The following is a 26,196-nucleotide window of genomic DNA, read 5'->3' on the forward strand; positions in this document are numbered from 1 at the left end:
AAAAACTGTGCGGATTGATCAAATTCCTGCTGCCCCAGCGGGTAGCCAATGCGTTATGTCGGCTGAATCGGGTTAAACTGCAACATTGCGCAACAGCAATTTTATGGGGAGTGCCTGGTGCTGGTCATACTTGGATTTATCGTCGTGCTGTTTTCCGTCTTTGGCGGCTTTGCCCTGCAGGGAGGGCATCTGGCGGCGCTGTTCCAGCCGCTGGAACTGCTGATGATCGGCGGCGCGGCGCTGGGGACTTTTTTTGTCGGCAATGACGCCAAGGCCATCCGCGCCACGTTTGCGGCCCTGCCCACCCTGTTTCATACCGCCCAATACACCAAGTCGCGCTACCTGGAACTGATGGGCCTGATGTACGACGTGCTGAGCAAGATCCGCAAGGAAGGCCTGATGTCGATCGAGGACGATGTCGACGATCCCTACCGCAGCCCGGTATTCACCAAATACCCCTACACGCTCGGCGACGAGCATTTGCTGGAATTCATTACCGACTATCTGCGCCTGATGGTATCGGGCAATATGGATGCCTACCAGATCGAGAACCTGATGGACAACGAGATGGAAACCCATCATGAAGATGCGGAAATGCCGATCCAGACGATCTCGCAGCTGGCCGACGCCATGCCCGCCTTCGGCATCGTGGCCGCCGTGATGGGCGTGGTGCATACCATGGCGTCGGTGGGCTTGCCGCCGGCCGAGCTGGGCGTGCTGATCGCGCAGGCGCTGGTCGGTACTTTCATCGGCATCTTGCTGGCGTATGGCTTTATTGCCCCGCTGGCCAGCCTGCTGCGCCGCAAGCACCATGAAACCGCCAAGATGTACCAGTGCGTGAAAGTGACCTTGCTGGCCAGCCTGAACGGCTACGCGCCGGCACTGGCGGTCGAGTTCGGCCGCAAGGTGATCTCGGCCACCGAGCGCCCGTCCTTCAGCGAACTGGAAAGCCACGTACGGCAGGTCAAGACGCGCCATTGAGCGCGGCAGCTCAGTCTTCCGGGCAGAGCACTTCCTGCTCGTTAAACAGCGTCATGGGCACGCGCTGGCCATCGACTTCCAGCTCGCGCACTGTCGGCGGCACCAGCGCAAACTCGCCGGCCTGCAGTTTTTCACGCAGCCGCTTGCAGCGCAGGATGTTGCCCGGAATCTGCCCGCGCGCATACCAGCCGCCCTCTTCCTTTTCCGCCAGCAAGACCGAGGTCGCGCGTGGATCATTGCTGATCAGCAGCACCTCCTGGCGGCCATCGCCATCAAAATCTAGCAGATAGGCATCACATTGCTGCCCTGCCCGCTTCAAACAGGCGGGCAGGCGCCAGCCTGGTTCTGCCTGGCTCCAGTCCTGCTGCAAGAAACTGGCTGGCAGCTTGCTGGTGGCCGGACGCATGGTCAGGTTGATCGCCACGTCACTAAGCGCACCGCTGTCATCGAAGCGGTCCTCGCGCTGCAGCACCGCTTCGGCGCGCGCACGGATCACGGCCGCCTCCGGGCCCTTGTAATGCTTGAGTTCCTGCAAGGCCGCCTGGCCATAGCGGGCGCCCTGGAAACGCAGGTACTCAAAATCAAACTTGTCAGCGCTGACCTGGCCGCTATTCAAACGCGCCATCTGGCTCGCTACCGACAAGCGGGCCGGATCCATCAGCGGCGTCAGCAATACCAGCATCACCAGCAAGGCGATGAACGTCGTGCCGACGTTGACATTGGCGATCCAGTTGAGCCAGTCGCCATACTTGCTCGCTGCCCAGGCATAGCCTGCCGCGTAGCAGCTGGCCACCAGCAGGCAGGCGCCAGCGATGATGCGCTCGGAGGTCCAGCCATGCGCAATAACGCGCAGCATCACGGCATAGATGGCGATGCCGACCAGCCACGGCAACAGCAGGCACGACAGGCGCGTGCCAAAGCGGATGCCGCGCGCCACGCCCAGGCCCGCCTCGCCATTCTGGAAGGCGGCATTGATCAGTACCACCAGCAAGCCGGCCATCCCGAGCAAGACGGAGGCCGCATGGCGCGTGGCCCACAGGCGCTCGAAGCCGATAAACGGCAAGGTGAGCAGGAAACCGGCCACCAGCACGGCAGCGATCGGCATCAGCCACGACAGCAGCACCAGCAGCAAGGTGCGGATACCGCGCACGATGGATGGGCGCACATCGGTAATATGGACGGCAAACGAGAACGCAAAGCACAGCACGGGGATCATGAACCAGGCCTGGCCCAGCAGTTTTTTGAGGAAATTGAGCTTGATCAACAGGAACAACTGCCCGCCCAGCCACAGCACCAGCCACAGTACGCCCACGAACAGCAACGAGAACAGCAACTGGATGCCAAGCTTCCAGGCGATTTCAAAATACGTCGGATAGCTGGCCAGGCGCCGCCCGTCCTGTGCGCTGGCCAGCACCAGGGCATGGGCCATGTAAAAACCCACCACGCAAAAGCCAAACAACTGCGCCGAGATCACGCGCAGCGGCGCGCCGGGCTTGTAGCCGCCCCAGATAACCTGCTCGGCGCCACGCGACACATCATGCAGCGCCAGCACCGTCAATACCAGCGACGCGCCCGCCATCCATACGCCGATGCGGCGCAGCGACATATGGCCCAGGCTGGATACCAGCAGCACCGGCAACAGCAAACCCATCAGTATCAGCGGCGCCAGCAAGTATGGCTCGGTGGCGGGCCATGCCTTGTCCTGTGCGGTGCTGTACAGCCAGTACAACAGCAGGCCCTGCAGCAAACCTGCCACCAGGCGCGTGACGGCGATGCGCGGCGCCACCACCGGATCAAGTAAAACAGTCGGGTTCCCAGTCGCAGCTTGCATGCCTGTCCTTTATTGTCTGATGCGCCATTGTCCGGGCATTATTGCATTTCGTTATGCCTGCCTCAAGCCGGATCGCGCAGCGGCAAGCTTTGCGCCAGTCCCCAGGCCAGTTCCGGCACGATAAACAGCCACATTACGGGTTCGCCCGTGACCAGCAGCGCCCAGCCCATCCACAAGGAAAACAGATAGCGGGCAGCCGCGTCGTAGCGGCCGAAGCGCGGCTGCGGATCGACCATGCGCAGCGCCGACCAGACCAATACTACGCTGCCCAGCAGGCAGCCGACCAGCAGATGAAACGGTTCGAACAGCGGCAGGGGCGCGCCACCGAGCCGCACGTTAAGGACGCTCAACTGATCGCGCAACAGCAGCAAGCTCCACGGCGTGAAAAACGCGCCCGTCATCAATACATCATAGATGGCGCTGGCGCGTACCACGCGGCGAAACGAGGCAAAGGAAAACATCGGCGTACTCCTGTGAAATAAAGACGGCCATGCTAAAGCGTGGAGTACACTCCAGGGTCAAGCACTTTTAACGGAGAAAGCCATGCGGATAGGCGCCATGGCGCAGGCCACGGGATTGAGCCGTGACACCCTGCGCTTCTATGAAAAACGCGGTTTGCTGCGCGCGCGGCGCGGCGCCAACGGCTACCGCGACTATCCGCCCGAGGCGCTCGACTGGCTGCGCTATCTGCGCACGGCGCAGGAACTGGGCTTTACCCTGGCAGAAATCGAAGCCGACATGCCGCTGCTGGGGGCACCGGACACACCCGAAACGGCCGCCCTGCTGCACGCGGCGCTGACGCGCAAACTGGCCAGTATCGACGCGCGCATCGCCGGCCTGGCACGGCTGCGCGGCGAGCTGGCGCGGCGACTGGGAGAACAGATGCAGGACTGTCCGCTGCGGGGAGCACCTGATGCCACTGCTTAAGTTCCTGCCTTTGCTGCTGATGCTGGCGGCGGAGGCAGCCAGGGCGGAGCTGGCCTGCGGCGATTTGCTGGCAACGCTGAAAGAAAAGCCCGCCTACCTCGTCTACCAGGGCTGCAAACAGGAAATGGCGCTGCAGGACCAGCCGTATGTGGCGCGCTACCTGATTGAGGGCAGGCATGCGCAGCAGGCGGAACAGTATCTGCGGCGCAACTACGGCCTGCCACCACTGAAGCGCTATTGCTGCATGTGGGACAGCTCACCGCATTTCTGGCGCGACCGCCGCACCGGCATCGGCTATGTGCTGGTGATGGCCTCGGGCGAGACGCTGGTGCGCACGCGCGAAGCCTGGCCGAAAATCGATGACTTCGAACTCAAGGTCAGTGCCTACGCAAGCGACCCTTGAGGCGATCAGTTCAGTTCGTGGCCGGCTACCAGTACACCATCGGCATCGGCATAAATCCAGTTCCCCGGTGACACCGCAACGCCGCTGACATGCACGCGTACGTCGCGCTGGCCGGCGCCGGTCTTGCCGCTTTTGCGCGGATGCGTGGCCAGTGCCCGCACGCCGATCTGGCAGACGTTGATTTCATCGCAGTCGCGGATGCAGCCATCGACCACGATACCGGCCCAGCCATTGAGTTCGGCCAGTGCGCCCAACTGGCCGCCCACGAGTGCGCAGCGCAGGCTGCCACCGCCATCGATTACCAGCACATGGCCCTGGCCCGGCATTTCCAGGGTGCTGCGCACGAGGGCATTGTCTTCATGCACTTTCAAGGTGGTGGCCGGGCCGCAGAAACGCGCTTTCTGGCCGAACGAGCGATACACGGGCGGCAAGACGGCCAGCGTGCCATCTGCCAGCATGGAGGCGTAATCGTCGCACAGGTCGGTGGTGGCAAAAGTCATGGCAGCTCCAGTGTCTATACTTGTAGTCCTGATTTTATGCCTTTTGCAGCGCCACCGCGCGCGTTTTTCCACCGACCCCGACCGCCGTGGCAATCGCCAGCGCCTGGAACACGCCGATGAACACGAATACCAGCGCCGGCTGGTCGCCATCCATCAGTGCGCCGAACAGCAAGGGCCCCACGGCCAGGCCACTGTCGAGACCCGAATACACCACACCATATACGCGGCCGGTGGCGTTAGGCGGCGCCGCTGCGCGTATCATCAGGTCGCGCGACGGCCCGGCCACGCCGGACGTCAGGCCGATGGCGCCCATCAGCACCACCGCGCCCCAGGCCGGTACCAGGTTCATGCCCAGCAATACCGCCAGCAGGGCCGCCGCCGAAAAGGCGATCGCCACATTGCGGTCCGGATGGGTGCTGCGTGCACCGACCACGCCGCCGGCCGCCATGCCAACCGCCGAGGCCAGCATATAGGCCATGTAGGCGCTGGTCGCCAGCGCCAGGCTCATGCCATACAGTTTCACCAGCGCCACGCTGGCAAAACTCTGGATACCACCCAGCGCAATCGCCGTGATAAAAAAGAAGGCAAAGCACATCCAGACGGCCGGCAGGCGCAGGAACGACAGCGTGCCTTCAGCCGGCGCGGCGCCCTTTACAGCAGCCACCGGCTTGAGCGGCTCGGGGCGAATGGCGTGACGGTTCAGGAACAGGACCAGCAGCACGCCAAACGGCAGTACCGAGGCGCTCATCAAGGCCACCCGCCAGTCATAGTGGGTGGCCACATACGTCATGAACACGGGCGCCAGCGCCCAGCCGATATTGCCGCTGATGCCATGCATGGAAAAGCCATACGCCACGCGCGCCGCCGACACGCGCTGGTTCAGTATCGTGTAGTCGGCCGGGTGGAACACGCTGTTGCCGGCACCGGCCAGCATGGCGCCCAGCATCAAAGCTGTATAGCTGTGCGCCTGGGCCAGCGCAAGGGCCGATACGCCCAGCAGGAAAACCCCGGAAAACAGCACGGTGCGCGCGCCGAAACGGTCGACCACGAAGCCGGCCAGTGCCTGGCCCACGCCCGAGATAATGAAAAACACCGTCATCAAGAGGCCCAGCTCCGCGTAGCTGAGGTCGAAAGCGGGTTTCAGCCAGACGAACAGCGCCGCCAGGATCAAATGATAAAAATGCGATACGCCGTGCGCCAGGCCGACCAGGCCGATCACGCGCGCGTCGCTGCGCAAGGTGCTTGTGCTTGTCATGTCATCCCCTGATTGATACTTGTCAGCTTGCAGTGTATGCAAATTACTATCGCCTGTTTTCCGATAGAATGACATTCTTTATCGACTTTCTGCCAAGCTGATGGCCGTTCCCATTTTTCGCCATACCCGCATGTGCCCGCCACGCGAAGCACCCAGCGCGGCCGTCCCCGTGACCATGATCGCGCGCGACCTGCAGCCCGATGAATTCCTGCTGCCGCACAGCCATCCGTGGGGCCAGGTGACCCTGGCGCTGGAAGGCGTGCTGCGCATTACCGCGCTGGGCAGCAGCTGGATCCTGCCGCCGATGCGCGCCATCTGGATCGCGCCGAATGTCGAACATGAAGTAACGATGCTGGAGAAAACCAGGCTGCGCCCGCTGTGCGTGCTGGCCGAGCGCGCGCCGTTTGCCGGCCGCGACTGCAAGGTACTGGAAGTATCCGGCCTGCTACGCCAGCTGATCATGGCGCTGGAGCAACTCGATCCGGGCCAGGAACCGGTACGTGTAGCACTGTTGGCCGAATTGATCCTTGATGAATTGAAACGCTCGGCGACGCGCCCGATCCGCGTGCCCTTGCCGACCGACAAGCGTTTGAAAACCCTGTGCGCCAGCCTGATCGACCAGCCCGGCTCGAACCAGACGCTGGAACACTGGGCGCACGTGGTGGGCGCCTCGGAGCGTACCCTGGCGCGGCTGTTCGAACGGGAATTGGGGCTGAGTTTTGGCCAGTGGCGCCAGCAGGTGCGCCTGGCACACGCGGCGCCGCTGATCGCGCGCGGCGTGCCGTTGTCGCAGGTGGCCGAAGAACTGGGCTATGCCAGCCAGTCGGCGTTTTCGGCCATGTTCAAGAAAACCTTCGGCAGTTCGCCGTCAGCGTTTTTTGCCGACCGGAGCCAGCACAAGGCTGGCGCCAGGTCAGGCCATGAAGTCGAATAGCGAATTTTTACCGGTATAACCAGGCAGTACGGAACCGATACCCATCTGTTCCTGCGCCGAATACAGTTTCACCAGCGCTTCGGCCTGCGCCGTCAATGCCTTGGCCAGCTCGGCCTTCTTGGTGTTGAGGGTGGTAATTTCCTTGCCGACGGTTTGCACTTCCTTGGTAATCATGCTGCTGGTGCCAGTGAGCTCGCCGATCTTGCTGCCGAACTGGTCGGCCACGCCTTTGCCGTTGTTGGTAAACAGCTTGCTGACGGCGTCGGGATCGGCCTCGATGGCGGACTTGAGTTTCTTTTCGTCCATCACGAGTTCGCCGCTCTTGCCGAGCGTGATGCCGGCGCTGGCCAGCACCGATACCGGCACGCCATTGCTGGCCGTGCGCAGTACCTGCGACATTTGCGTGCTGACCTGTTTCAGCGCCGTGTCGTATTTCAGGTCGCCATCCTGCAGGCTCTGCATTTTGGTGTTGAGCTCGTTGTAGGCATTGACGAAGCTGGCGACATTGCTGGCAATCTGGCTGCTGTCCTTGGCCACCACCAGATTGGTCTCGCCCTTGGCTTTCAGCTCGACCGTCACGCCGTCGATGGCGCTGCCCAAGGTATTGCTGGCGCTCTTGACTTCCTTGCCGGCCACGGTGGCCAGCGCGTCCTGCGCCGCCGCTGTCTGCTGCATGCCCTTGCTGGCGCTGGGCGAATAAGTGAGCAGATTGCCGATCGCCGCATCGCCCGTCACGCTGATGCGCATGCTGTTATCAAAGCCGCTCTTGCCGTTCATGGTCAGCGTGTAGCCGTCCTGGCCCTTGATCACGCTGGCGTCGACGCCGGCTTTTTTCAGCGCTGCGGCAATGCCTTCCAGCGTATTGTTGCTGCTGTCGATGGTCAAGGTGATGGCCTTGCCGTCACCGGCGGAAAACTGCTTGCCATCAACACTGCCCAGTTCGATCTTGATCTGCGCCGACGCGCCCGTGCCGATGGCCGTATTCGATGCCTTTTGCGCAGCAGTGGCCAGGGTTTGTCCCTGCGCCAGTTGCTTCACATCGATGGCGTAGCTGCCGTTGACGGCCTTGTCGTTGGTAGTAGCGCTGACCACGCCAGCCGTGCTGGACGTGGCCGAGGTCGCCAGGCCGCTGCCGCCCATGTTCTGCGCCACGCCCTGGAACTTGGCCAGCGCCGATTGCAACTGGCCCAGCGCCGACAGTTTGGTCTGGTCGCGCGTCAGGTTGTTATTGAGTTTGGTGACACCAGTATTTTGCGACAGCATCTGCTTTTCTACCTTGGCATACACTTCAGCCGAGGGTGCAGTCTGGGTGGCCGTATTGGTATAGGGCTTGCTGGTGATAGTGGAGTTGAACATGGTAGGGCATTCCCGTCGTTGTCGATCACAACACACGGTTCAGTTGATCACCGCGCGCGCCACAGAAAACCTGCTGGCCGCGCCTGGCGCGACAGCAAATTTCTGCTCATTGCTCATTATGCAGCATTACTGAAATATCAAACCAGCAAACAGAGCAGCTTTTGCTGCCCTTCCCGCATTTTACCGCATGAACTTTGAAATGGCGCTGCTGACGGCCATATCGAGCCGCGCAAAACTCAGGCCCACCTTGAAGCCGGCGCTGCTGATGATGCAATGCGACACGCCTACCCTCGCTTCAAGGATATTGGGCTTGCCATCATAAAACAATTCGAACAGCACCTTTCCCTGCTTGCCGGCCTGCACCGGTTCGGCCACCAGTACCGACATGCCGGCCGTTCCGACGTCGATGGTGCGTGCCGCCACAGGGGGAGCGCCATCCATGATTAACATTGCCTTGGCGCGCAGTATCTTGCGCGCGCTCTGCCGTTGTTCTAGTGACACTGTATTCGCTCTTCCAGAAGTTCATGTAACGCGCCATGGCGGCGCGTCTTGATAGGGCGAATATTATAGTTCCAAATAGAAATTTCGTTTAGCTCAACATAAAATGATCAATTAGACCGCATCATCATTTATTCGTGATCGCGCAGCTTGTTGAAGGCCTCGTCGATGCGCTCGACGGCAATCACCTTGATACCCTCGATCGGCTGCTTGGGCAAATTCGATTTCGGAATCATGGCCAGGGTAAAGCCCAGCTTTGCCGCTTCGCGCAAGCGTTCCTGGCCACGCGGCGCCGGGCGGATTTCACCGGCCAGGCCCACTTCGCCGAACACCACCAGGCCGCGCGGCAAGGGTTTGTTGCGCATCGATGAATTAATCGCCAGCAGGACCGCCAGGTCGGCCGCCGGTTCGGTGATCTTCACGCCACCGACCGCGTTAATAAACACGTCCTGGTCAAATGCGGCGATGCCGGCATGGCGGTGCGCCACGGCCAGCAGCATGGCCAGGCGGTTTTGCTCCAGGCCAACAGACAAGCGGCGCGCATTCGGTAAATGGCTGGTATCGACCAGCGCCTGGATTTCCACCAGCAAGGGGCGCGTACCTTCTTGCGTCACCATCACGCACGAGCCCGGCACCTGGTTGTCGTGCTGCGACAGGAACAGGGCCGAAGGATTCGACACACCCTTCAGGCCTTTTTCCGTCATCGCAAACACGCCCAGCTCATTGACGGCGCCGAAACGGTTCTTGATGGCGCGCACCAGGCGGAAACTGGAATGGGCGTCGCCCTCGAAATACAGCACCGTGTCGACGATATGTTCGAGCACGCGCGGGCCGGCCAGCGCGCCCTCTTTCGTCACGTGACCGACCAGGATAATCGTCACACCGGTCTGCTTGGCCGCGCGCGTCAGCTGCGCCGCGCATTCGCGCACCTGCGCTACCGAACCGGGTGCCGAGCTTAGCGCATCGGAATACACCGTCTGTATCGAATCGATCACCACCACTTCGGGTTTCAGGTCATGCAAGGTAGCAAGGATTTTTTCCAGCTGTATCTCGGCCTGCAACTTCAGCTCCTTGGCGTCGATCAACAGGCGCTTGGCGCGCAAGGCGATCTGCGCGCCCGATTCTTCGCCGCTGACATACAGCACGCGCTTGTGGTGCGACATATTGGCCAGCGCCTGCAGCAGCAAGGTCGACTTGCCGATGCCAGGGTCGCCGCCGATCAGCACCACGCCGCCGGCCACCATGCCGCCACCAAGTACGCGATCGAATTCCTCGATGCCGGTGCCGAAACGCGGTACGTCGATGGCGTCGATATCGTCGAGCGACAACACCGGCGCCGTTTGCGCCAGCGACATATGCTGTGGATTGGAATAGCGGTTATTGCCGGGCGCCGCATCGGCCACCGTTTCCACCATGGTGTTCCATTGATTGCAGGAGGTGCACTGCCCCATCCATTTATTGCTGATGGCGCCGCAATCGCTGCAGGTGTAATTGGTCTTGGCTTTGGCCATGGAATAGATCGCCTTTAAATAACTGGTTATATATACAGTATATACAATCATGGCGATCGCGTCACCTTGAGATCGACGCCACGTCATTTACAAAATATTCATGAATATATGCATTTTTACCATAGCAAAGAATTTAATTAAGTCTTAAGCAATTCAGCTAAAACGGGTAGTCCCGAACTTGGGGGTTGCCGTTTTTTCGTGGTATAAAGCAAGCCAGATATGATTTCAGGCAATCCAGAATGAATCGTGGTTTTTATACCATCATGGCAGCGCAGTTCTTTTCGTCGCTGGCTGATAACGCCCTCTTTTTTGTCGCCGTCGATTTACTGGTGTCCATGAATTCCCCGGCGTGGATCACGCCGCTGCTCAAACTGTCGTTCGTGCTGTTCTATGTGTTGCTGGCCGCTTTTGTCGGCGCCTTCGCCGACTCCCTGCCCAAGGGCAAGGTCATGTTTATTGCCAATATGGTCAAAATCTTCGGCTGTGCCCTCGTTTTCTTCCATGTCCATCCACTGCTGGCCTATGCCGTCGTCGGTTTTGGCGCTGCCGTCTATTCGCCGGCCAAATACGGCATCCTGACCGAATTGCTGCCGCCTGAAAAACTGGTGGCCGCCAATGGCTGGATCGAAGGCCTGACCGTCACCTCGATTATCCTCGGCACCGTAATGGGTGGCGCCCTCGTCAGCGGCCATGTGTCCGACATGCTGCTGTCGTTCGACTTCCCGCTGATCGATACGAACATCGACAACAAGTCGGAAGCAGCGCTGTGCGTGGTGGTCGGCATTTATGTCCTGGCAACCCTGGCCAACCTGAAAATCCCTGACACCGGCTGCAAGTATGCACACCAGGAACGCAATCCTGTCAAACTGATCACCGATTTTGCCAATTGCTACAGCATTTTGTGGAAAGACAAGCTGGGCCAGATCACCCTGGCGGTGACGACACTGTTCTGGGGCGCTGGCGCCACCTTGCAACTGATTGTGCTGGAGTGGGCCAAGCAGTCGTTGAACATGCCGTTCGACAAGGCGACCAGCCTGGTGGGCGTGGTAGCCATCGGCGTGGCTGCCGGCGCCATCCTGTCGGCGCGCTTTATTCCGCTGCGCAAATCGCTGACCGTGATTCCGCTGGGCATCGCCATGGGTGTCATCGTGATGATGATGACGCAAGTGCATTCCGTCTGGATCGCGTATCCGCTGCTGGTACTGATCGGTGCACTGTCGGGCTTTTTCGTAGTGCCGATGAATGCGCTGTTGCAACACCGCGGCCATGTGCTGATGAGTGCGGGCCACTCGATCGCGGTGCAGAATTTCAATGAGAACCTGTCGATCCTGACCATGCTGGCCGTCTATTCCATCATGATCCGCCTGCACCTGCCGCTGAACATCATCATTATTGTGTTCGGTCTGTTTGTGGCCGGCACCATGTACATGATCATGCGCAAGCACAAGCTGAACCAGGCTGAGCATGACAATCTGTCGCTGATTGGCGAGCAGAAACATTAACCCAACTGCAACTGCTGGGGTCAGACCCCCACGAGCGTCGGCGCAAGCCTCTGCGTTAGCGGCATTGAGGGTCTGACCCCGGATGTTAATTTGGGTTACTGGTCAAGCTGGCAGCCTGCCTTCGATGCGACGCTCGGCCGCCTGGCTTTGCCAGTCATCAGGCACCACGAAACCACGCGCCGTTTCCACTTCCCAGCCGTCAATATGCTCGACTGCAGCGACCAGCACGGGTTGCATGGAGTCGGCCAGCCTGGCCTGCAAGCTGACAATATCGAATACTTCCACGTCGCGCCCCTTGAACGGCGCCAGCCATTGCAGCTTGGGCAGAATGACGTAGCGCTCGCCCTGCACTTGCCCCGCCGTGCACCAGAACCCATGATTGTGAGTGGGGAAAATGCCCTCCATCTGCTGCAGCACGCCGTGTTCGTAAAACAGCCAGCCCTTGACGAGCGCCTGCGCCGCATGGACGGCTTGCGGCAGCAGGCTGGTGGCAGCCGGATGCACGGACAGCGCCAGCTGCCGGTCGAGGATCTTGCGCATTTTCAGGCCCAGCGTATCGGCCAGGTTAGGGCCGATCAGGTGGTGGAACACGCCAGCGTCCGGCCTGCCTTCCAGTAAATAAAACTTGGTGGCAAATTCCCAGTGCAACAGTCGATCATCGTCTTTAAGCAGAAAATCGAATTCGCCCACCGTCTCGTTACGGTTCACTTGCACCTGCAAACCGTGGGCGTGCAGCAAGCCATGCTGCTCAAAATAAAAGGCCAGCAGCTTTTCGGCGTACAGGCCCAGGCGGGAATAGAATTTCGTGCCCAGCGCGCAATCGAGTGGCGCCGGATCTGTTTGCAGGGCCGCCAGCCAGGCGGCAACCTCGCTGCTGACCGGGCCCAGGCTGGCGATCTGCCCGTTCCAGTGGCCGCTGGCCGGATCGAGCAGGTCAGGCGCATCGAGCAGCCAGGCCAGCGCGCGCACATGGGGCCGGGTCAAGTGTCCCCAGCGGCGCTCGAAACGCTGCTGGTAGTTGTCAGGCACGTGCGGCATGCGTGCCGGTGGCCAGGCACAGGTCGGCCCAAGCGCGCGCCTTGGCCTGGCCGGTCTCGTCTTGCAGCAGCAGGTCGGGGTGGAAGGTGGCCACCACGGCGGCCCTGCCCAACTGGCGCACCTTGCCGCGCACCGGTTTTTCGCCTGCAATAATGCCGGCGGCCGCCATTTGCCCCAGGGTGACGATGGTGCGCGCTTGCAGCAGCGCCAGTTCGCGCTCGAAATACGGCCGGCAGGCGGCCGATTCGGCGTCGGTCGGCAGGCGTTCCTGGCCAGCATCGTCGAGCGGGCGGCATTTCAGCAGGTGCGTGACATACACATTCTTGCCAGGTTCAAGCTTCATGGCTTTGAGCATATTGTCCAGCAATAGACCCTGTTCGCCACCCAGCGCGCGCCCTTCGCGCTCCTCGCCGCGCGACGGGCTGCTGGCAACCATCAGCCACTCGGCCTGGCGGTCGCCGTGCCCTGTCACCACGCCCTTGCGCGTCTTGCACAAGTCGCAGCGCGCACATTTGGCCACCGCCGCAGCGAGGCCATCCCAGTCCATCGCGGCGATCTCGGCATCGGTGACCTGCCTGGCCGGCGGTGGCGCAGGGGCGTCGTCGAACCAGGCGGTGGAGCTGTCTTCGGTAACGGCGACAGGTACCGGCGCAGGAGAAGATGCGGCGAGCACGACTGGCGGCGCCATCTCAGCCACAGGCTCGGTTTCGGGTTCGGGTTCCGGCTCAGCCAGCACCGCCGGAGCCTGCATCGCTATTTCCCCGGCAGCCGGCTGCACCGTTTCCTGGCGCAAGCGCCACAGCGGGCCGACGCCCATTTCATCGAGAAAGACGGCGCTGCGGCTCATAAGACGTGACGCATGACGATGGCGTCCTCACGTTGTCCATTGCTGGCCGGGTAATATCCCTTGCGCCGGCCTATCTGTTCAAAACCATAGCGCTGGTAGATATCAAGCGCGCGCGTGTTCGACGGTCGCACTTCCAGCAGCATCGAGGCCATGCCATGCTGGCGTGCGCAGTGACACGCCTGGTCCAGCAGGAAGCGGCCCAGGCCCTGGCCCTGGATGGCCCCGTCGACGGCCACGTTCAGCAGATGCGCTTCATCGACCACCAGCATCAGCACGAAATAGCCCAGCAAGGCGCCGTCGGTGTCACGCAGCACCCAGGCCGGGTACTCGCTGTCGAGCGAATCGACGAAATTGCCATGCGTCCAGGGATGGGGGTAGACGCGCTGCTCCAGCGCCGCCACCTCAGGCAAGTCGCCTGCCAGCATCGGCCGGTAATCGAGGCGCAACAGGTCGCGCTGGCCGTCCTGCATCATGGCGCCGCCCCTGCGGCCGCTTTCTCCTGCTGTATGACTAGCCGCTCGGCACTGGTATAGGCGATCTTGTTGCGCAGATACAGCGGCTGCGCCTCGGCGGCGCTCACAAAATCACCAGCGGCAAAGGCAAGCCGCGCCAGCTGGGCGATTTGCACCGCGTGCGGCATGATGTCGGCATCGGCGTCCACGGCGCAAGGCAAGGCGGCCAATGCCTCGGCGTAAGCAGCAAAGCCATTTCCGCAGGCCTTTACTTCGCCTTGCGGCGCCACCCCGGCGGGCGCGCTCAACGCTGGCGCCACCACCGTTTTCACGCCATCGGACAGATCATATTGCGCCCAGTACACCTCGCCCATGCGCGCGTCAAGCACGGCCAGCACCTGCTGCGCGCCATGCACTTGCTGGCAAGCCAATGCCATGGCATCGAGGGTCACCACGGGCACCACCGGCAAGCCGGCGCCAAAAGCGAGACCCTGGGCAATGCCGCACGCCGTGCGCACGCCCGTAAACGAGCCGGGCCCGGAGCCGTAGGCAATCGCGTCGCACTCGATCAGGGTGACACCGGCTTCGGACAGCAATTCCTGCACCATCGGCAAGATCGATTGGGAGTGGGTACGCACGCCCGACGACGAGCGTGACAAAACGGCGTCGCCGCGCAGCAAGGCGCACGATGCGAGTTCGGAAGAAGTTTCAAGGGCAAGTATGGTAGACATGGCGCGTATTTTACCCTGCCGCGCCATCGCCCGGCATGCGTGACAGTCAGGGCGGCTATAATGGAATGCTTGATCGCTGTCATTTTTGCTGAGAGCAAGCTGTATACATTGTCCCCACTCTTGTCCTGGTCCGCTCCGTGAATCCACTTCTTGCCAAACTGCAACCATATCCCTTTGAAAAGCTGCGCCAGCTGTTTGCCGGCGTGATTGTCAATCCAGATTACGCGCCCATCAGCCTGGGCATGGGTGAGCCGAAGCACCCAACGCCAGCGTTTATCGAGCAGGCGCTGGTCGACAATATCGCGGGCCTGGCCAGCTACCCGACCACCATCGGTTCGGACGCCTTGCGTGGCGCGATTGCCGGCTGGCTGGCGCGCCGCTACGCTATTCCGGCGTTGAACCCGGCCACGCAGATCCTGCCCGTCAACGGCTCGCGCGAGGCGCTGTTCGCGCTGGCGCAGACCGTGATCGACCCGGCAGCCGGATCGCTGGTGATCAGCCCGAACCCGTTTTACCAGATCTATGAAGGCGCGGCCTACCTGGCCGGCGCCGAGCCTTATTTCGTCAATTCCGATCCGGCGCGCAACTTCGCCTGCGACTATGACAGCGTGCCCGCTGCCGTCTGGGAAAAAGTGAAACTGCTGTTTTTGTGCTCGCCAGGCAATCCGACCGGCGCCGTCCTGAGCCTGACCGACTGGGAACATCTGTTTGCCCTGTCCGAGCGCTACGACTTCGTGATCGCAGCCGACGAGTGCTATTCCGAGATATACCATGGCGACACGGCGCCGCTGGGCGCACTGCAGGCGGCCCATATGCTGGGGCTGTCCACCGTCGAGCGCCCGTATGCGCGCCTGGTAGTGTTTTCCAGCCTGTCGAAGCGCTCCAACGTGCCCGGCATGCGCTCGGGTTTTGTCGCCGGCGACGCTGAAGTACTGAAAAAATTCCTGCTCTACCGAACCTACCACGGCGGCGCCATGAGCCCCGCCGTGCAGGCGGCCTCGATCGCGGCCTGGAACGACGAAACCCATGTCGAGGAAAATCGCGCAAAGTACCGCGCCAAGTTCGATGCCATCACCCCGCTGCTGCAAACGGTGATGGACGTGCAGCTGCCCGATGCCGGCTTTTATTTGTGGGCCGACGTCAGCCGTACCGGCCTGTCCGACACCGAGTTCGCACAGCGCCTGTACGCCGAATATAATGTGACGGTATTGCCTGGCAGCTACCTCGCGCGCGACGCGCACGGCATCAATCCGGGCCGCAACCGCATCCGCATGGCCCTGGTGGCCGAAACGGCCGAAGGGCTGGAGGCAGCGCAGCGCATAGTGCGTTTCTGCCAGCAGCTTTCCGCATCCGCAACAACCAACTAGACAAGACTAGATCATGAGCCAACAACTGCAAACCATCATCGACCAGGCCTGGGAAAACCGCGCCGAGATCAATCCGCGCAACGGCGGCGCCGAACTGCGCGACGCCGTCGGCCACGTCATCAATGGCCTGGACAACGGCAGCATCCGCGTGGCCGAAAAAACCTCGGGCGACTGGGTCGTCAACCAGTGGGTCAAGAAAGCCGTGCTGCTGTCGTTCCGCCTGGAAGACAACGTCGTGCTGCCATCCGACGGCACGATGCAGTTCTACGACAAGGTACCGACCAAGTTCGCCAGCTACACCGCCGAAGACTTCGCCAAAGGCGGCTTTCGCGTGGTGCCGCCAGCGGTTGCCCGCCGCGGTTCCTTTATCGCCAAAAACGTCGTGCTGATGCCGTCCTACGTCAATATCGGCGCCTACGTCGATGAAGGCGCCATGGTCGACACCTGGGCCACCGTCGGTTCCTGCGCCCAGATCGGCAAGAACGTCCACCTGTCCGGCGGCGTCGGCATCGGCGGCGTGCTCGAACCGATGCAGGCCAACCCAACCATCATCGAAGACAACTGCTTTATCGGCGCCCGTTCGGAAATCGTCGAAGGCGTGATCGTCGAAGAAAACTCGGTCATCTCGATGGGCGTATATATCGGCCAGTCGACCAAGATCTACGACCGCGCCACCGGCGAAGTGACGTATGGCCGCGTACCGGCCGGTTCGGTGGTGGTGTCAGGCAACCTGCCGTCCGAAGATGGCAAATACTCGCTGTACTGCGCCGTGATCGTCAAGCGCGTGGACGCAAAAACCCGTGCCAAGACCGGCATCAACGAGTTGCTGCGCGGCATCTGATGACGGTGCCGCAAGGCGCTTGAGGTACAAAAGTCCCGCCGCGTGCGGGACTTTTCATTTGAGGCGCCGTTTTTACTGTGCTGTGGAAAACCTGTCCTATACTGGACAGCATGAACACCTCCCAGGTTTTGATCGTCGGCGCCGGCCCGACCGGCCTCATGCTCGCCTTGCGGCTGGCCCGCCATGGCGTGGCGTTTCGCATTATCGATAAAAACAGCGGTCCGGGCGAGGCCTCGCGGGCGATGGCCGTGCATGCGCGCACGCTGGAGTTTTACCAGCAGATGGGCTTTGCCGACGAACTCGTCGCGCTGGGCATCCCGATCGAGGCCATGCATATCCACGAGGAAGGCAGGGAACTGGCCAGCCTGCCGCTGGGCGAGATAGGCGCGGGTCTCAGTCCCTACCCCTTCGTGCTGAGCCTGCCGCAGGACGAGCATGAACTGTTTCTGGTGGCCAAGCTGGCGCGGGCCCATGTCGAAGTCGAATGGAACACCACGCTCGACAGCTGGATGCAGGTCGACGGCGAAGTACGCGCCACGTTGAGCAAAAATGGCAAGGCGCAGCATGGCGTGTTTGATTATCTGTGCGGCTGTGACGGCGTGCACAGCACCGTGCGCACGCTTGCCGGTATCGAATTTGCGGGCGGCACCTATGACCACCGCTATTACGTTGCCGACGCCGAGGTGGCGGGCGGCAATACCGACCTGCATGCCCATCTGGGCGCCAACGCCTTTGCCCTGATGCTGCCGGTGCGCAGCAGCGGCATGCAGCGCCTGATCGGCATCCTGCCTGAACGCGCCAATGGCACTGCGGCATGGGTATTCGACGATGTACTCAGCGAGGTCGAAGCCCTGCTCGACATCAGGGTCGGCAAGGTCAACTGGTTTTCCACCTACCGCGTGCACCACCGCGTGGCCGCGCAATTTCGCCATCGCCGCTGCTTCCTGCTGGGCGATGCGGCCCATGTGCACAGCCCGGTCGGCGGCCAGGGCATGAACACGGGTATCGGCGACGCAGTCAACCTGGCCTGGAAACTGGCAAAGAAACTGCATGGCCAGGCCAGCGACGCCCTGCTTGACACCTACGAAGCCGAACGCATGGTGTTTGCCCGCACGCTGGTGACCACCACCGACCGCGCCTTCCAGGCCATCGTTGCGCAAGGCGCGGGCGGCAGGCTGCTGCGCCGCTGGCTGGTGCCGCGTGCGCTGCCCTTCCTGTCCGGCTTCGAGGCCGCGCGCCGGCGGCTGTTCAAAACCGTGTCGCAGATCCAGATCCGCTATGCCGACAGCGCCCTGTCCGGCGGCCACGCCGAAGAGCTGCGCGGCGGCGACCGGCTGCCGTGGTTTTACGATGGCAGGCACGACAACTACACGGCCCTGCGCAGCATGGACTGGCAACTGCACATCTATGGCGAGCCGGCCCCTGACCTGCTGGACGAAGCCCGGGCCCTGCACCTGCCCGTGCACTGCTATCCGTTCAATGGTGCGGCCAGGCTGGCAGGTTTCGGCCGCGACTGTGCCTGCCTGGTGCGGCCCGACGGCCATATCGCGCTGGCCATGCAACTGCAGGCCGGTGGCGCGCTGCGTGCGCTGGCGTTACGGCTGGGACTGGAGTTTGGCCACGGTTAGGCCGGCAAAGGGCGTGCTGCAGTGCCGCATCGCCGCGCAACGACTGTATAATGACGGCCAAGCTCGACAGTTTGCAAAAGCGCAAGCGTCGCGATCAAGCAATCCGCAGTCCTTCCCTGGCCCAACCCATTATGACCATCACACTCTACGGCATCCCCAATTGCGATACCGTCAAAAAAGCCCGTACCTGGCTGGCTGACCATCAGCAGGCGTTCACCTTCCACGACTTCAAGAAGCAGGGCCTGGAACGGGCCACCGCCCAGCAGTGGCTGACGCAATTGCCGTGGGATGTACTGGTCAACAAGAAGGGCACAACCTGGCGTGGTCTTTCCGACGAGCGCAAGGCCTCCATCGTCGACGCGGACAGCGCACTTGAGCTGATGCTGGAAAACCCATCCATTATCAAGCGCCCGGTACTGGACCGCGACGGCCAGTTCAGCGTGGCGTTCTCGAGCGAGCAATACACCACTCTTTTTGCGGGCTGAATCATGACCGCCTCGAAAACCCTGGCCCTGACCGAAAAACTGATCGCCCTGTCGTCGGTCACGCCCGACGACAGGGGCTGCCAGCAGCATCTGATCGACCTGCTCACGCCACTTGGTTTTGTCTGCGAAACCATTGAATCGAATGACGTGACCAATCTGTGGGCGCGCCGCGGCACCACCTCGCCCGTGTTCGTGTTTGCCGGCCATACCGATGTGGTGCCAAGCGGCCCGGCCGAACAATGGGCGTCGGCGCCGTTTATTCCCACGCAGCGCGACGGCAAGCTGTACGGCCGTGGCGCGGCCGACATGAAGACCTCGATTGCCGCCATGGTTGTCGCCTGCGAGGAATTTATCGCTGCCACACCGGATCACTCGGGTTCGATCGCGTTCCTGATTACCAGCGACGAGGAAGGCCCGGCCACGGACGGCACCGTCATCGTCTGCGAGCAATTGAAGGCGCGCGGAGAAAGCATCGATTATTGCCTGGTGGGCGAACCGACCTCGAGCGCGCAACTGGGCGACATGATCAAGAACGGCCGTCGCGGTTCGCTGTCGGGACGCTTGACCGTCAAGGGTATCCAGGGCCATATCGCCTATCCACACCTGGCAAAAAACCCGATCCACGTGGCGGCGCAGGCGATTGCCGACCTGGTGGCCGAACAGTGGGACGACGGCAATGAGTATTACCTGCCCACCTCCTGGCAGATGTCCAATATCAATGCCGGCACCGGCGCCAACAATGTGATTCCGGGCGCGATGGTGATCGACTTCAATTTCCGTTTTTCTACCGCCAGCACGGCCGAAGGCCTGCAGCAGCGCGTGCACGCGATTATCGACAAGTACGACTTCCAGTACCAGATAGACTGGACCCTGAGCGGCCTGCCCTTCCTGACGCCGCGCGGCACCTTGAGCGATGCCTTGTCAAAGGCGATCCTCGAAGAAACCGGCATCAGCACCGAATTGTCGACCACCGGCGGCACCTCCGATGGCCGGTTTATCGCGCAGATCTGCCCTCAAGTGATAGAATTCGGGCCGCCCAATGCAAGTATCCACAAGATCGACGAGCACATCGAACTGCGCCATATCGACCCCTTGAAGAATATTTACCGGCGCACGCTGGAGCATTTGCTGCCCGCCTGACTCACTACCGAGGCCCGTCAAGGCGGGCCAGAACACCGTCTTTTCGAGAATGCCATGACCCCGAATCCGTTTACCACGCCACGCGACCTGCTGCGCTACGCCACCACCCGTTTCAATACCGCCAAGCTGTTTTTCGGCCATGGCAGCGCCGAGGCGTTCGACGAAGCGGCCTATCTGATCCTGCACACCCTGAAGCTGCCGCTCGACAAGCTCGAACCGTTCCTGGACGCCAAGCTGCTGCAGTCGGAAGTGGCCGCCGTAATGAACGTGATTGACCGCCGCAGCATCGACCGCGTGCCGGCCGCCTATATCACGCATGAAGCGTGGCTGGGCACGTATAACTTCTACGTCGACGAACGCGTGATCGTGCCGCGCTCGTTTATTGCCGAACTGATACCGGAATACTTTTCGCCGTGGGTGCCGGAACCAGAATCGGTGGAAAACATCCTGGAACTGTGCACCGGTTCGGGCTGCCTGGCTATCATGATGGCCGACGCCTTCCCGAACGCCACGGTGGACGCGATCGATATTTCCGCCGATGCGCTGGCCGTTGCCAAGCGCAACGTCGACACCTACAAGCTGGCCGAGCGCATCAATCTGATCGAATCCGACCTGTACGCCAACGTGCCGTCCAAGAAATACAACCTGATCGTCAGCAACCCGCCTTACGTCAATTCGCAATCGATGCGCTCGCTGCCTCAGGAATACCTGGCCGAGCCGCAAATCGCCCTCGATGGCGGCAGCGACGGCATGGACCTGGTACGCAAGATCATCGCCGGTGCGGCCGAGCGGCTGACCGACGACGGCATCCTGATGATCGAGATCGGCAACGAGCGTGAATATGCGGAAGCAGCGTTTGGCGAACTGGGCCTGACCTGGCTGACGACCAGCGCTGGCGATGATATGGTGTTTTTGCTGACGGCCGAACAATTGAAGCTGGTGTAAGCAGCGCAGCGCCTTAATTTACAATACAAAGAAAAAAATGATACGTTTCCTACAAGTAAGCCTGATGCGCGGCATCAAACCGTTGCTCGAGCAAGTCGATGTCACCCTCAACCCGGGCGACAAGATCGGCCTGATCGGCGCCAATGGCGCGGGCAAATCTAGCCTGTTCGCGATGATGCGCGGCGAGCTGCACCCCGACCAGGGCGAAATCGATTTCCCGGCCAAATGGCGCGTGGCTTACGTGGCGCAGGAAACCCCGCCGCTGGACCGTGCCGCGCTCGATTATGCGATCGACGGTGACGCCACCTTGCGCAAACTCGAAGCGGAACTGGCGTACCTTGAATCGCAACCGGAAACCACCGAAAACGGTATCGCCATCGGCAATATGTACAGCGCGCTGGCCGATGCCGACGCCTACACGGTGCAGTCGCGCGGCGAGCAATTGCTGCTGGGCCTGGGCTTTACCCTGGACCAGATGCAGCAGCCGGTGGCGAGTTTTTCCGGTGGCTGGCGCATGCGCCTGAACCTGGCGCAAGCGCTGATGTGCCCGTCCGACCTGCTGCTGCTTGATGAACCGACCAATCACCTGGATCTGGACGCCATCATCTGGCTGGAGGACTGGCTGAAACGCTATGCCGGCACCCTGCTGATCATTTCCCACGATCGCGACTTCCTCGATGAAGTGGTGAACGTGGTGGTGCATATCGACGAGCGCAAGCTGAAACGCTATTCAGGCAACTATTCGAGCTTCGAGCGCCAGCGCGCGGCGCAGATGATACTGGCCGCCGGCGCGCTGGAAAAGCAGCAGCGCAAGCGCGCCCACCTGGAGTCGTTCGTGAACCGCTTCAAGGCGCAAGCGTCGAAAGCACGCCAGGCACAAAGCCGCATGAAGGCCCTGGCCAAGATGGAAGAGCTGGCGCCGTTGCGCGCCGCCGCCGAATTCTCGTTTGAATTCCGCGAGCCGCTGAGCGCCCCGAACCCGCTGCTGGTGATGGAAGACGTCGATGCGGGCTACAAGATCGAAAACGAAGCGACCGGCGAGATCACGCATAAAACCATCGTCAACGGCATCAAGTTTTCGCTGCAGATCGGCCAGCGCATCGGCCTTCTGGGCCAGAACGGCGCCGGCAAATCGACACTGATCAAGACCATCGCCGGCGAACTGATGCCGCTGACGGGCGACGCCACCATGGGCAAGGGCCTGAACATCGGCTACTTCGCCCAGCACCAGGTGGAAATGCTGCGCCATGACGAATCGCCGCTGTGGCATTTGTCGAAGATCGCGCCGACCACGCGCGAGCAGGAGCTGCGCAACTTCCTCGGCGGCTTCAACTTCCCCGGCAATATGGTGACCGCCTCGATCGCACCGTTCTCGGGCGGTGAAAAAGCGCGCCTGGCGCTGGCCCTGATCGTCTGGCAACGGCCAAATTTGCTGCTGCTCGATGAACCAACCAACCATCTGGACCTGGAAACGCGCGAAGCGCTGACCGAAGCGCTGGCCCAGTTCGAAGGCACGCTGGTGGTGGTATCGCACGATCGCCACCTGCTGCGCGCCACCACCGATGAATTCATCATCGTTGCCGACGGCAAGCTGCAACCGTTCGACGGCGACCTGGACGATTACAAGGACTGGCTGTTCAAGACCAAGCTGGGCAAAGGCACCGACGTGCTGCCGGCGGCCGGCAAGGCCAACAAGACCGATTTTCCGGTGGTCTCTCCAGTAGTTGCCGCCGCACCTGCCGCACCCGTGCGCGACAAGCGCAAGGAAGCGGAAGACCGCCAGAAAACGGCCGCCCTGCGCAAACCTATCGAAAACAAGATCAAGCGCCAGGAAGAGCAGATTGCCAAGCGCAATGCGCAAAAAGCGGAAACCGACGCCAAGCTGGGCGAGCCAGGCATCTATGACGCAGCCAACAAGGCAAAGCTGAAGCAGTTGCTGGCCGACCAGACCTTCTTTACGAAGGACCTGGCGCAGCTGGAAGCGGAATGGCTGGAACTGCAGGATCAGCTGGAAAAAATCGGCGGCTGAACCAGCCCGGCTGCCACTCCTGCAAGCCTGTATGCGCCACCTCGTCGATCCTGCCGAAGTTGAATTTTCTGCCATCCGCGCCCAGGGGCCGGGCGGGCAGAATGTCAACAAGGTGTCGAGTGCCATTCACCTGCGCTTTGCGATTGCCGCGTCCTCGCTGCCGGACGCATACAAGGAGCGGCTGCTGGCCTTGCGCGACAGCCGCATCAGCAAGGACGGCGTGCTGGTCTTGAAGGCGCAGCAATCGCGCAGCCAGGAACAGAACAAGGAAGAAGCCTTGCGCCGGCTGCAGGAAATCATCGACAGCGTGACCTTCCTGCCGGCCTTGCGGCGCGCCACCAAGCCCACGCGGGGCTCGCAGCGGCGCCGCCTGGACAGCAAGAGCACGCACAGCGCCCTCAAGCAATCGCGCGGCAAAGTGACTGACTAAGTGACTGATTAAATCGTATCGAGTGGTGGCGGACTGTAGGTCCAGTCCAGGCTGCCGCTGCTGTCTGCAAACACCAGTTGCGTGGCGGGCACCGCGCTGTGCAGCAGGGCCTTGATCTCCTTCGGCGACAGGTCATATACCTTCGCTTGCCCGGGCGGCGCCACCATCGAGCGCACGACGGTGTCGCCATCGACCAGGCCCAGCACGCAGCGGGACTGGCCAGCCGTGGCGGCGCGCTGCGCGCGGCTATGGTCGGCCAGCGTCAGCATCTGCCCCTGCAAAATTTCCGACTGTTTCACTTCCACGCGCAGCCGCGCGACTTCCTTGAGCACGGGCGCAATGCGCGCCACCAGTTTTTCGTACGGCGCCTGCTGGGCTGGCTGCAACACCAGTTCGCCACGCCGCAACTGGCCGGCCAGGGTCAGGTAGCTGCGCACTTCGGGCAATTGCGCGATGGCGTCGATTTCCTGCTGGCGCTTGCGCTGCATTTGCCCGTACTGCCCAGCACGCGCCACGCTGTCGGTGATTTTCTGTTCCAGCAGCGCCAGGTCCGGCACCAGCGGAAAGGCGCGCATTTCAACCTGCTTGCGCGCGCCGGCGCTGCCGATGCGGATGGTGCGCGCCGCCACCGCGCAGCCGAGCGCCATCTCGATCACCACTTCATCGGCGATGATGTCGCAATTGCTGGCATGCTCGATCACTACGCGGGTACCGGAAATAACGCAGCTTTCGGCACGCTGCAGCCGCACTTCGCCGTTGCGCGTCTGGATCACGGCGCCGGACGCCACGCCATCGACGCGGATATCGCCCTGCTCGCTGACCGCCGTGCCGCCCACCAGGTTGCTGTGCAACACAATGGTGCCGCCCTGCGAATGCAGTCGGCCATACACATGGCCGTGGATGGTGATATCGCTGCCGTCAAGCTGGCGCTGTTCCTGCACTTCGCCATACTCTTCATAGGCGGCGCGCAACTTCAGGTTGCCCGTGGTGCGGCTGCTCACGCCTTCGCGGCTGACGATCTTGTTACCGATGGAAATCTTGCCCTGCTCGTCGATATTCAGATAGCCTTCCACTGCGGCCACCAGGAACTCGCCGTCGCTGTAGCGTTCGACCATGGTGCCCTCGCCAGCCACCGTGGCCAGCTCGACTTCCAGCGGTGGCGGTGGTGCCAGCACGGCGCCATCGAGCGCATGGCCGGGCAAGCCGGGCACGGACGGCAGCTTGTACAGCAGGCGCGCATGCTTCTTGACTTGCGGGAAACGGTTCTTGAAACTGAGCAGGTCGAGCCGGCCATTCGAGCGCTCGCGTGGCGCGTCGTCGCGGTGTATGCCTTGCGACACTTCCACCAGTTGCGCATCGCGCCCCGGCTGGGGCGGCAAGGCGCGCGCCACCGTGATGCGCTCGGCCTTGCCGGAGGCGATCATGGCGCGCACGACACCGCTGTCGATACCGTAATGCACGCCCTTGGCCCACAGCGCGGCAACCATCTCGTCGAAATCGCGCACCATCGGCACGCGGCTGTCCTCGCTCGATGGCACGGCTTCGAAATAGCAATCGGCCACCTCGGCGCCGACCTTGATATGTTCGTACAGTTCGCGCCGCAGCGGCGAAAATGGCGCCACGCTCGCGGCAATACGTACCACGGCTTCACCCTTGGGCGCCGTGCGTGGCGCTGGTGCGTGGTACAGGGTCATCAGGAAAAGAGGATAGTCGATGCCAGCGAGCAGCATGCCGGACTGGAATAGCTGGTCAACTGCCGAACGCAGTTGCTCCGGCGCCAGCGACAAGTCAAAAAATACACCGTCCTGGCGCTGCAGCAGGCCGGGCGCAAGGCCGCCCGCCTGGTTGGCGCCATGCGCTGGTGTTGCTTCGTTGCTCACTGCGTCCCCCGATCGCGAAACTGGTCAAATTGCATTAGAACAATATCACGGCGAAGCCCGGCGTGCGCGCCGGGCGGGTTGCGGAAACGCAAAAAATTTCAGGTGTCAAACGGTGGGATACGAGGGCACGCCAAACTGAGGCTTAACGGCGCGGTGGATTGGAATAGATATCCTGGCCCACTTCATTGATCTGGCGGCGCAGGTCGCGGCGCTCATCGGGGGTCATGCGGCCCGTGCGGCGCGCTGCCTCGGCGCCTTCGCCGGCGCGGCGCTGCTCTTCCATGCGCGTGTCGAAGCTGCGTGCGTCACGCTGTTCGCGCAGTCGGTTATCATTGTTGCGCTGCTGTTCGAAGCGTTGCGACTGCAGCTGCTGCTGTTCGTCACGGCGCGGTGGCTGCTGCGACTGAGCCTGGGCAACACCACAGGCCAGTACCGCGCACAGCACGAACGAAGACAGCACGTGCACGGCAGGTGCGGACGAAGATGCGCCGGGAGCGGTGTGAATTTTTTGGCTGACGATATTCATTGAGTTCCTCTTCCGCGATGCCATACAAACATAAAGCGCAATTCAACTGAGGCCCCAGTGTATGATGCTTTACACGGTGCAGTAAGAGTAATTGGGTAAAGTTTGTAACACTATGTAATGGGTCGCGCCAGCCGCTTGCTCATGCTGCGCCAAGCGTTA

Annotated in this window: 26 protein-coding genes; 13 read left to right on the top strand and 13 right to left on the bottom strand. The window is 61.8% G+C overall.

Annotated features, from left to right (window positions below; genetic code table 11):
• Positions 1 to 117: 117 nt before the first annotated feature.
• Entirely contained in the window at positions 118 to 981 is an 864-nt protein-coding gene (motA, locus tag ACQ4WM_RS03625) for a flagellar motor stator protein MotA (protein ID WP_436545334.1), read from the top strand.
• A gap of 10 nt (positions 982 to 991) precedes the next feature.
• On the opposite strand, the gene ACQ4WM_RS03630 is transcribed toward motA, so the two are convergent.
• The gene (locus ACQ4WM_RS03630) at positions 992 to 2,812 is read right to left on the bottom strand and encodes a DUF4153 domain-containing protein (protein WP_436545335.1); all 1,821 of its coding nucleotides are present in this window, start codon (positions 2,810 to 2,812) and stop codon (positions 992 to 994) included.
• Positions 2,813 to 2,874: 62 nt separating this feature from the next.
• Positions 2,875 to 3,273 carry a hypothetical protein gene (locus ACQ4WM_RS03635; protein WP_436545336.1) on the bottom strand — a complete coding sequence of 133 codons (399 nt, stop codon included), beginning with the start codon at positions 3,271 to 3,273 and terminating at the stop codon, positions 2,875 to 2,877.
• Positions 3,274 to 3,355: 82 nt separating this feature from the next.
• Here ACQ4WM_RS03635 and ACQ4WM_RS03640 point away from each other — a divergent pair, with 82 nt between their 5' ends.
• Both ACQ4WM_RS03640 and ACQ4WM_RS03645 read left to right on the top strand, forming a co-directional pair.
• On the top strand, positions 3,356 to 3,739 hold the full coding sequence (locus ACQ4WM_RS03640) for a MerR family transcriptional regulator (protein WP_436545337.1): 384 nt from the start codon (positions 3,356 to 3,358) through the stop codon (positions 3,737 to 3,739).
• Positions 3,726 to 4,142 (top strand): DUF4952 domain-containing protein, encoded by a 417-nt coding sequence (locus ACQ4WM_RS03645; RefSeq protein WP_436545338.1) that lies wholly within the window; start codon positions 3,726 to 3,728, stop codon positions 4,140 to 4,142. Before ACQ4WM_RS03640 ends, ACQ4WM_RS03645 begins: the two co-directional genes overlap by 14 nt.
• A gap of 5 nt (positions 4,143 to 4,147) precedes the next feature.
• Here ACQ4WM_RS03645 and rraA read toward each other — a convergent pair whose 3' ends face one another.
• Entirely contained in the window at positions 4,148 to 4,642 is a 495-nt protein-coding gene (gene rraA / locus ACQ4WM_RS03650) for a ribonuclease E activity regulator RraA (RefSeq protein ID WP_436545339.1), read from the bottom strand.
• A gap of 34 nt (positions 4,643 to 4,676) precedes the next feature.
• A complete protein-coding gene (locus tag ACQ4WM_RS03655) occupies positions 4,677 to 5,897 on the bottom strand; it encodes an MFS transporter (RefSeq protein ID WP_436545340.1) in 1,221 nt (406 codons plus the stop codon).
• 100 nt (positions 5,898 to 5,997) lie between these two features.
• On the opposite strand from ACQ4WM_RS03655, the gene ACQ4WM_RS03660 reads away from it, so the two are divergent.
• A complete protein-coding gene (locus tag ACQ4WM_RS03660) occupies positions 5,998 to 6,831 on the top strand; it encodes an AraC family transcriptional regulator (protein ID WP_436545341.1) in 834 nt (277 codons plus the stop codon).
• Here ACQ4WM_RS03660 and fliD read toward each other — a convergent pair.
• From fliD to radA, 3 genes are all read right to left on the bottom strand, one after another.
• Complete coding sequence (gene fliD, locus ACQ4WM_RS03665; protein WP_436545342.1) at positions 6,811 to 8,187, bottom strand: flagellar filament capping protein FliD; 1,377 nt, start codon at positions 8,185 to 8,187, stop codon at positions 6,811 to 6,813. The genes ACQ4WM_RS03660 and fliD overlap by 21 nt on opposite strands.
• Positions 8,188 to 8,367: 180 nt before the next feature.
• Positions 8,368 to 8,688, bottom strand: coding sequence for a PilZ domain-containing protein (locus ACQ4WM_RS03670; RefSeq protein WP_436545343.1), 321 nt, complete (start codon positions 8,686 to 8,688; stop codon positions 8,368 to 8,370).
• A 128-nt stretch (positions 8,689 to 8,816) separates the two neighbouring features.
• Positions 8,817 to 10,196 (bottom strand): DNA repair protein RadA, encoded by a 1,380-nt coding sequence (gene radA, locus ACQ4WM_RS03675; RefSeq protein ID WP_436545344.1) that lies wholly within the window; start codon positions 10,194 to 10,196, stop codon positions 8,817 to 8,819.
• A 239-nt stretch (positions 10,197 to 10,435) separates the two neighbouring features.
• Between radA and lplT the strand changes: the two genes are divergently transcribed.
• Positions 10,436 to 11,698: a lysophospholipid transporter LplT gene (gene lplT, locus ACQ4WM_RS03680; protein WP_436545345.1), complete on the top strand. Its 1,263-nt coding sequence runs from the start codon at positions 10,436 to 10,438 to the stop codon at positions 11,696 to 11,698.
• Positions 11,699 to 11,800: 102 nt separating this feature from the next.
• On the opposite strand, the gene ACQ4WM_RS03685 is transcribed toward lplT, so the two are convergent.
• Genes ACQ4WM_RS03685 through tsaB form a run of 4 tightly spaced genes read right to left on the bottom strand, consistent with a single transcriptional unit; the run spans position 11,801 to position 14,766 of the window.
• A complete protein-coding gene (locus ACQ4WM_RS03685) occupies positions 11,801 to 12,736 on the bottom strand; it encodes a DUF1853 family protein (RefSeq protein ID WP_436545346.1) in 936 nt (311 codons plus the stop codon).
• Positions 12,720 to 13,583: a uracil-DNA glycosylase gene (locus ACQ4WM_RS03690; RefSeq protein WP_436545347.1), complete on the bottom strand. Its 864-nt coding sequence runs from the start codon at positions 13,581 to 13,583 to the stop codon at positions 12,720 to 12,722. Before ACQ4WM_RS03690 ends, ACQ4WM_RS03685 begins: the two co-directional genes overlap by 17 nt.
• Entirely contained in the window at positions 13,580 to 14,056 is a 477-nt protein-coding gene (gene rimI, locus ACQ4WM_RS03695) for a ribosomal protein S18-alanine N-acetyltransferase (protein ID WP_436545348.1), read from the bottom strand. Before rimI ends, ACQ4WM_RS03690 begins: the two co-directional genes overlap by 4 nt.
• Entirely contained in the window at positions 14,053 to 14,766 is a 714-nt protein-coding gene (gene tsaB, locus ACQ4WM_RS03700; RefSeq protein WP_436545349.1) for a tRNA (adenosine(37)-N6)-threonylcarbamoyltransferase complex dimerization subunit type 1 TsaB, read from the bottom strand. The genes rimI and tsaB overlap by 4 nt, the downstream gene beginning before the upstream one ends.
• A 137-nt stretch (positions 14,767 to 14,903) precedes the next feature.
• Between tsaB and dapC the strand changes: the two genes are divergently transcribed.
• The 8 genes from dapC to arfB all read left to right on the top strand — a co-directional run bounded on the left by dapC (position 14,904) and on the right by arfB (position 23,631).
• Positions 14,904 to 16,133 (top strand): succinyldiaminopimelate transaminase, encoded by a 1,230-nt coding sequence (dapC, locus tag ACQ4WM_RS03705; RefSeq protein WP_436545350.1) that lies wholly within the window; start codon positions 14,904 to 14,906, stop codon positions 16,131 to 16,133.
• A gap of 13 nt (positions 16,134 to 16,146) precedes the next feature.
• Entirely contained in the window at positions 16,147 to 16,974 is an 828-nt protein-coding gene (dapD, locus tag ACQ4WM_RS03710; RefSeq protein WP_436545351.1) for a 2,3,4,5-tetrahydropyridine-2,6-dicarboxylate N-succinyltransferase, read from the top strand.
• Between the two features lie 110 nt (positions 16,975 to 17,084).
• The gene (locus ACQ4WM_RS03715) at positions 17,085 to 18,602 is read left to right on the top strand and encodes an FAD-dependent monooxygenase (protein WP_436545352.1); all 1,518 of its coding nucleotides are present in this window, start codon (positions 17,085 to 17,087) and stop codon (positions 18,600 to 18,602) included.
• Between the two features lie 131 nt (positions 18,603 to 18,733).
• A complete protein-coding gene (locus ACQ4WM_RS03720) occupies positions 18,734 to 19,087 on the top strand; it encodes an ArsC family reductase (protein WP_436545353.1) in 354 nt (117 codons plus the stop codon).
• Between the two features lie 3 nt (positions 19,088 to 19,090).
• Positions 19,091 to 20,227, top strand: coding sequence for a succinyl-diaminopimelate desuccinylase (dapE, locus tag ACQ4WM_RS03725; RefSeq protein WP_436545354.1), 1,137 nt, complete (start codon positions 19,091 to 19,093; stop codon positions 20,225 to 20,227).
• Positions 20,228 to 20,281: 54 nt separating this feature from the next.
• Positions 20,282 to 21,172 carry a 50S ribosomal protein L3 N(5)-glutamine methyltransferase gene (gene prmB, locus ACQ4WM_RS03730; protein ID WP_436545355.1) on the top strand — a complete coding sequence of 297 codons (891 nt, stop codon included), beginning with the start codon at positions 20,282 to 20,284 and terminating at the stop codon, positions 21,170 to 21,172.
• Positions 21,173 to 21,209: 37 nt separating this feature from the next.
• Positions 21,210 to 23,201, top strand: coding sequence for an ATP-binding cassette domain-containing protein (locus ACQ4WM_RS03735; RefSeq protein ID WP_436545356.1), 1,992 nt, complete (start codon positions 21,210 to 21,212; stop codon positions 23,199 to 23,201).
• Positions 23,202 to 23,232: 31 nt separating this feature from the next.
• The gene (gene arfB, locus ACQ4WM_RS03740) at positions 23,233 to 23,631 is read left to right on the top strand and encodes an alternative ribosome rescue aminoacyl-tRNA hydrolase ArfB (RefSeq protein WP_436545357.1); all 399 of its coding nucleotides are present in this window, start codon (positions 23,233 to 23,235) and stop codon (positions 23,629 to 23,631) included.
• Positions 23,632 to 23,639: 8 nt separating this feature from the next.
• Here arfB and ACQ4WM_RS03745 read toward each other — a convergent pair whose 3' ends face one another.
• The gene (locus tag ACQ4WM_RS03745) at positions 23,640 to 25,511 is read right to left on the bottom strand and encodes a flagellar assembly protein A (protein ID WP_436545358.1); all 1,872 of its coding nucleotides are present in this window, start codon (positions 25,509 to 25,511) and stop codon (positions 23,640 to 23,642) included.
• A gap of 142 nt (positions 25,512 to 25,653) precedes the next feature.
• The gene (locus tag ACQ4WM_RS03750) at positions 25,654 to 26,037 is read right to left on the bottom strand and encodes a hypothetical protein (RefSeq protein ID WP_436545359.1); all 384 of its coding nucleotides are present in this window, start codon (positions 26,035 to 26,037) and stop codon (positions 25,654 to 25,656) included.
• Between the last annotated feature and the right edge of the window lie 159 nt (positions 26,038 to 26,196).

It is taken from the genome of Janthinobacterium longum (assembly GCF_051380735.1).
Lineage (GTDB): Bacteria > Pseudomonadota > Gammaproteobacteria > Burkholderiales > Burkholderiaceae_D > Janthinobacterium.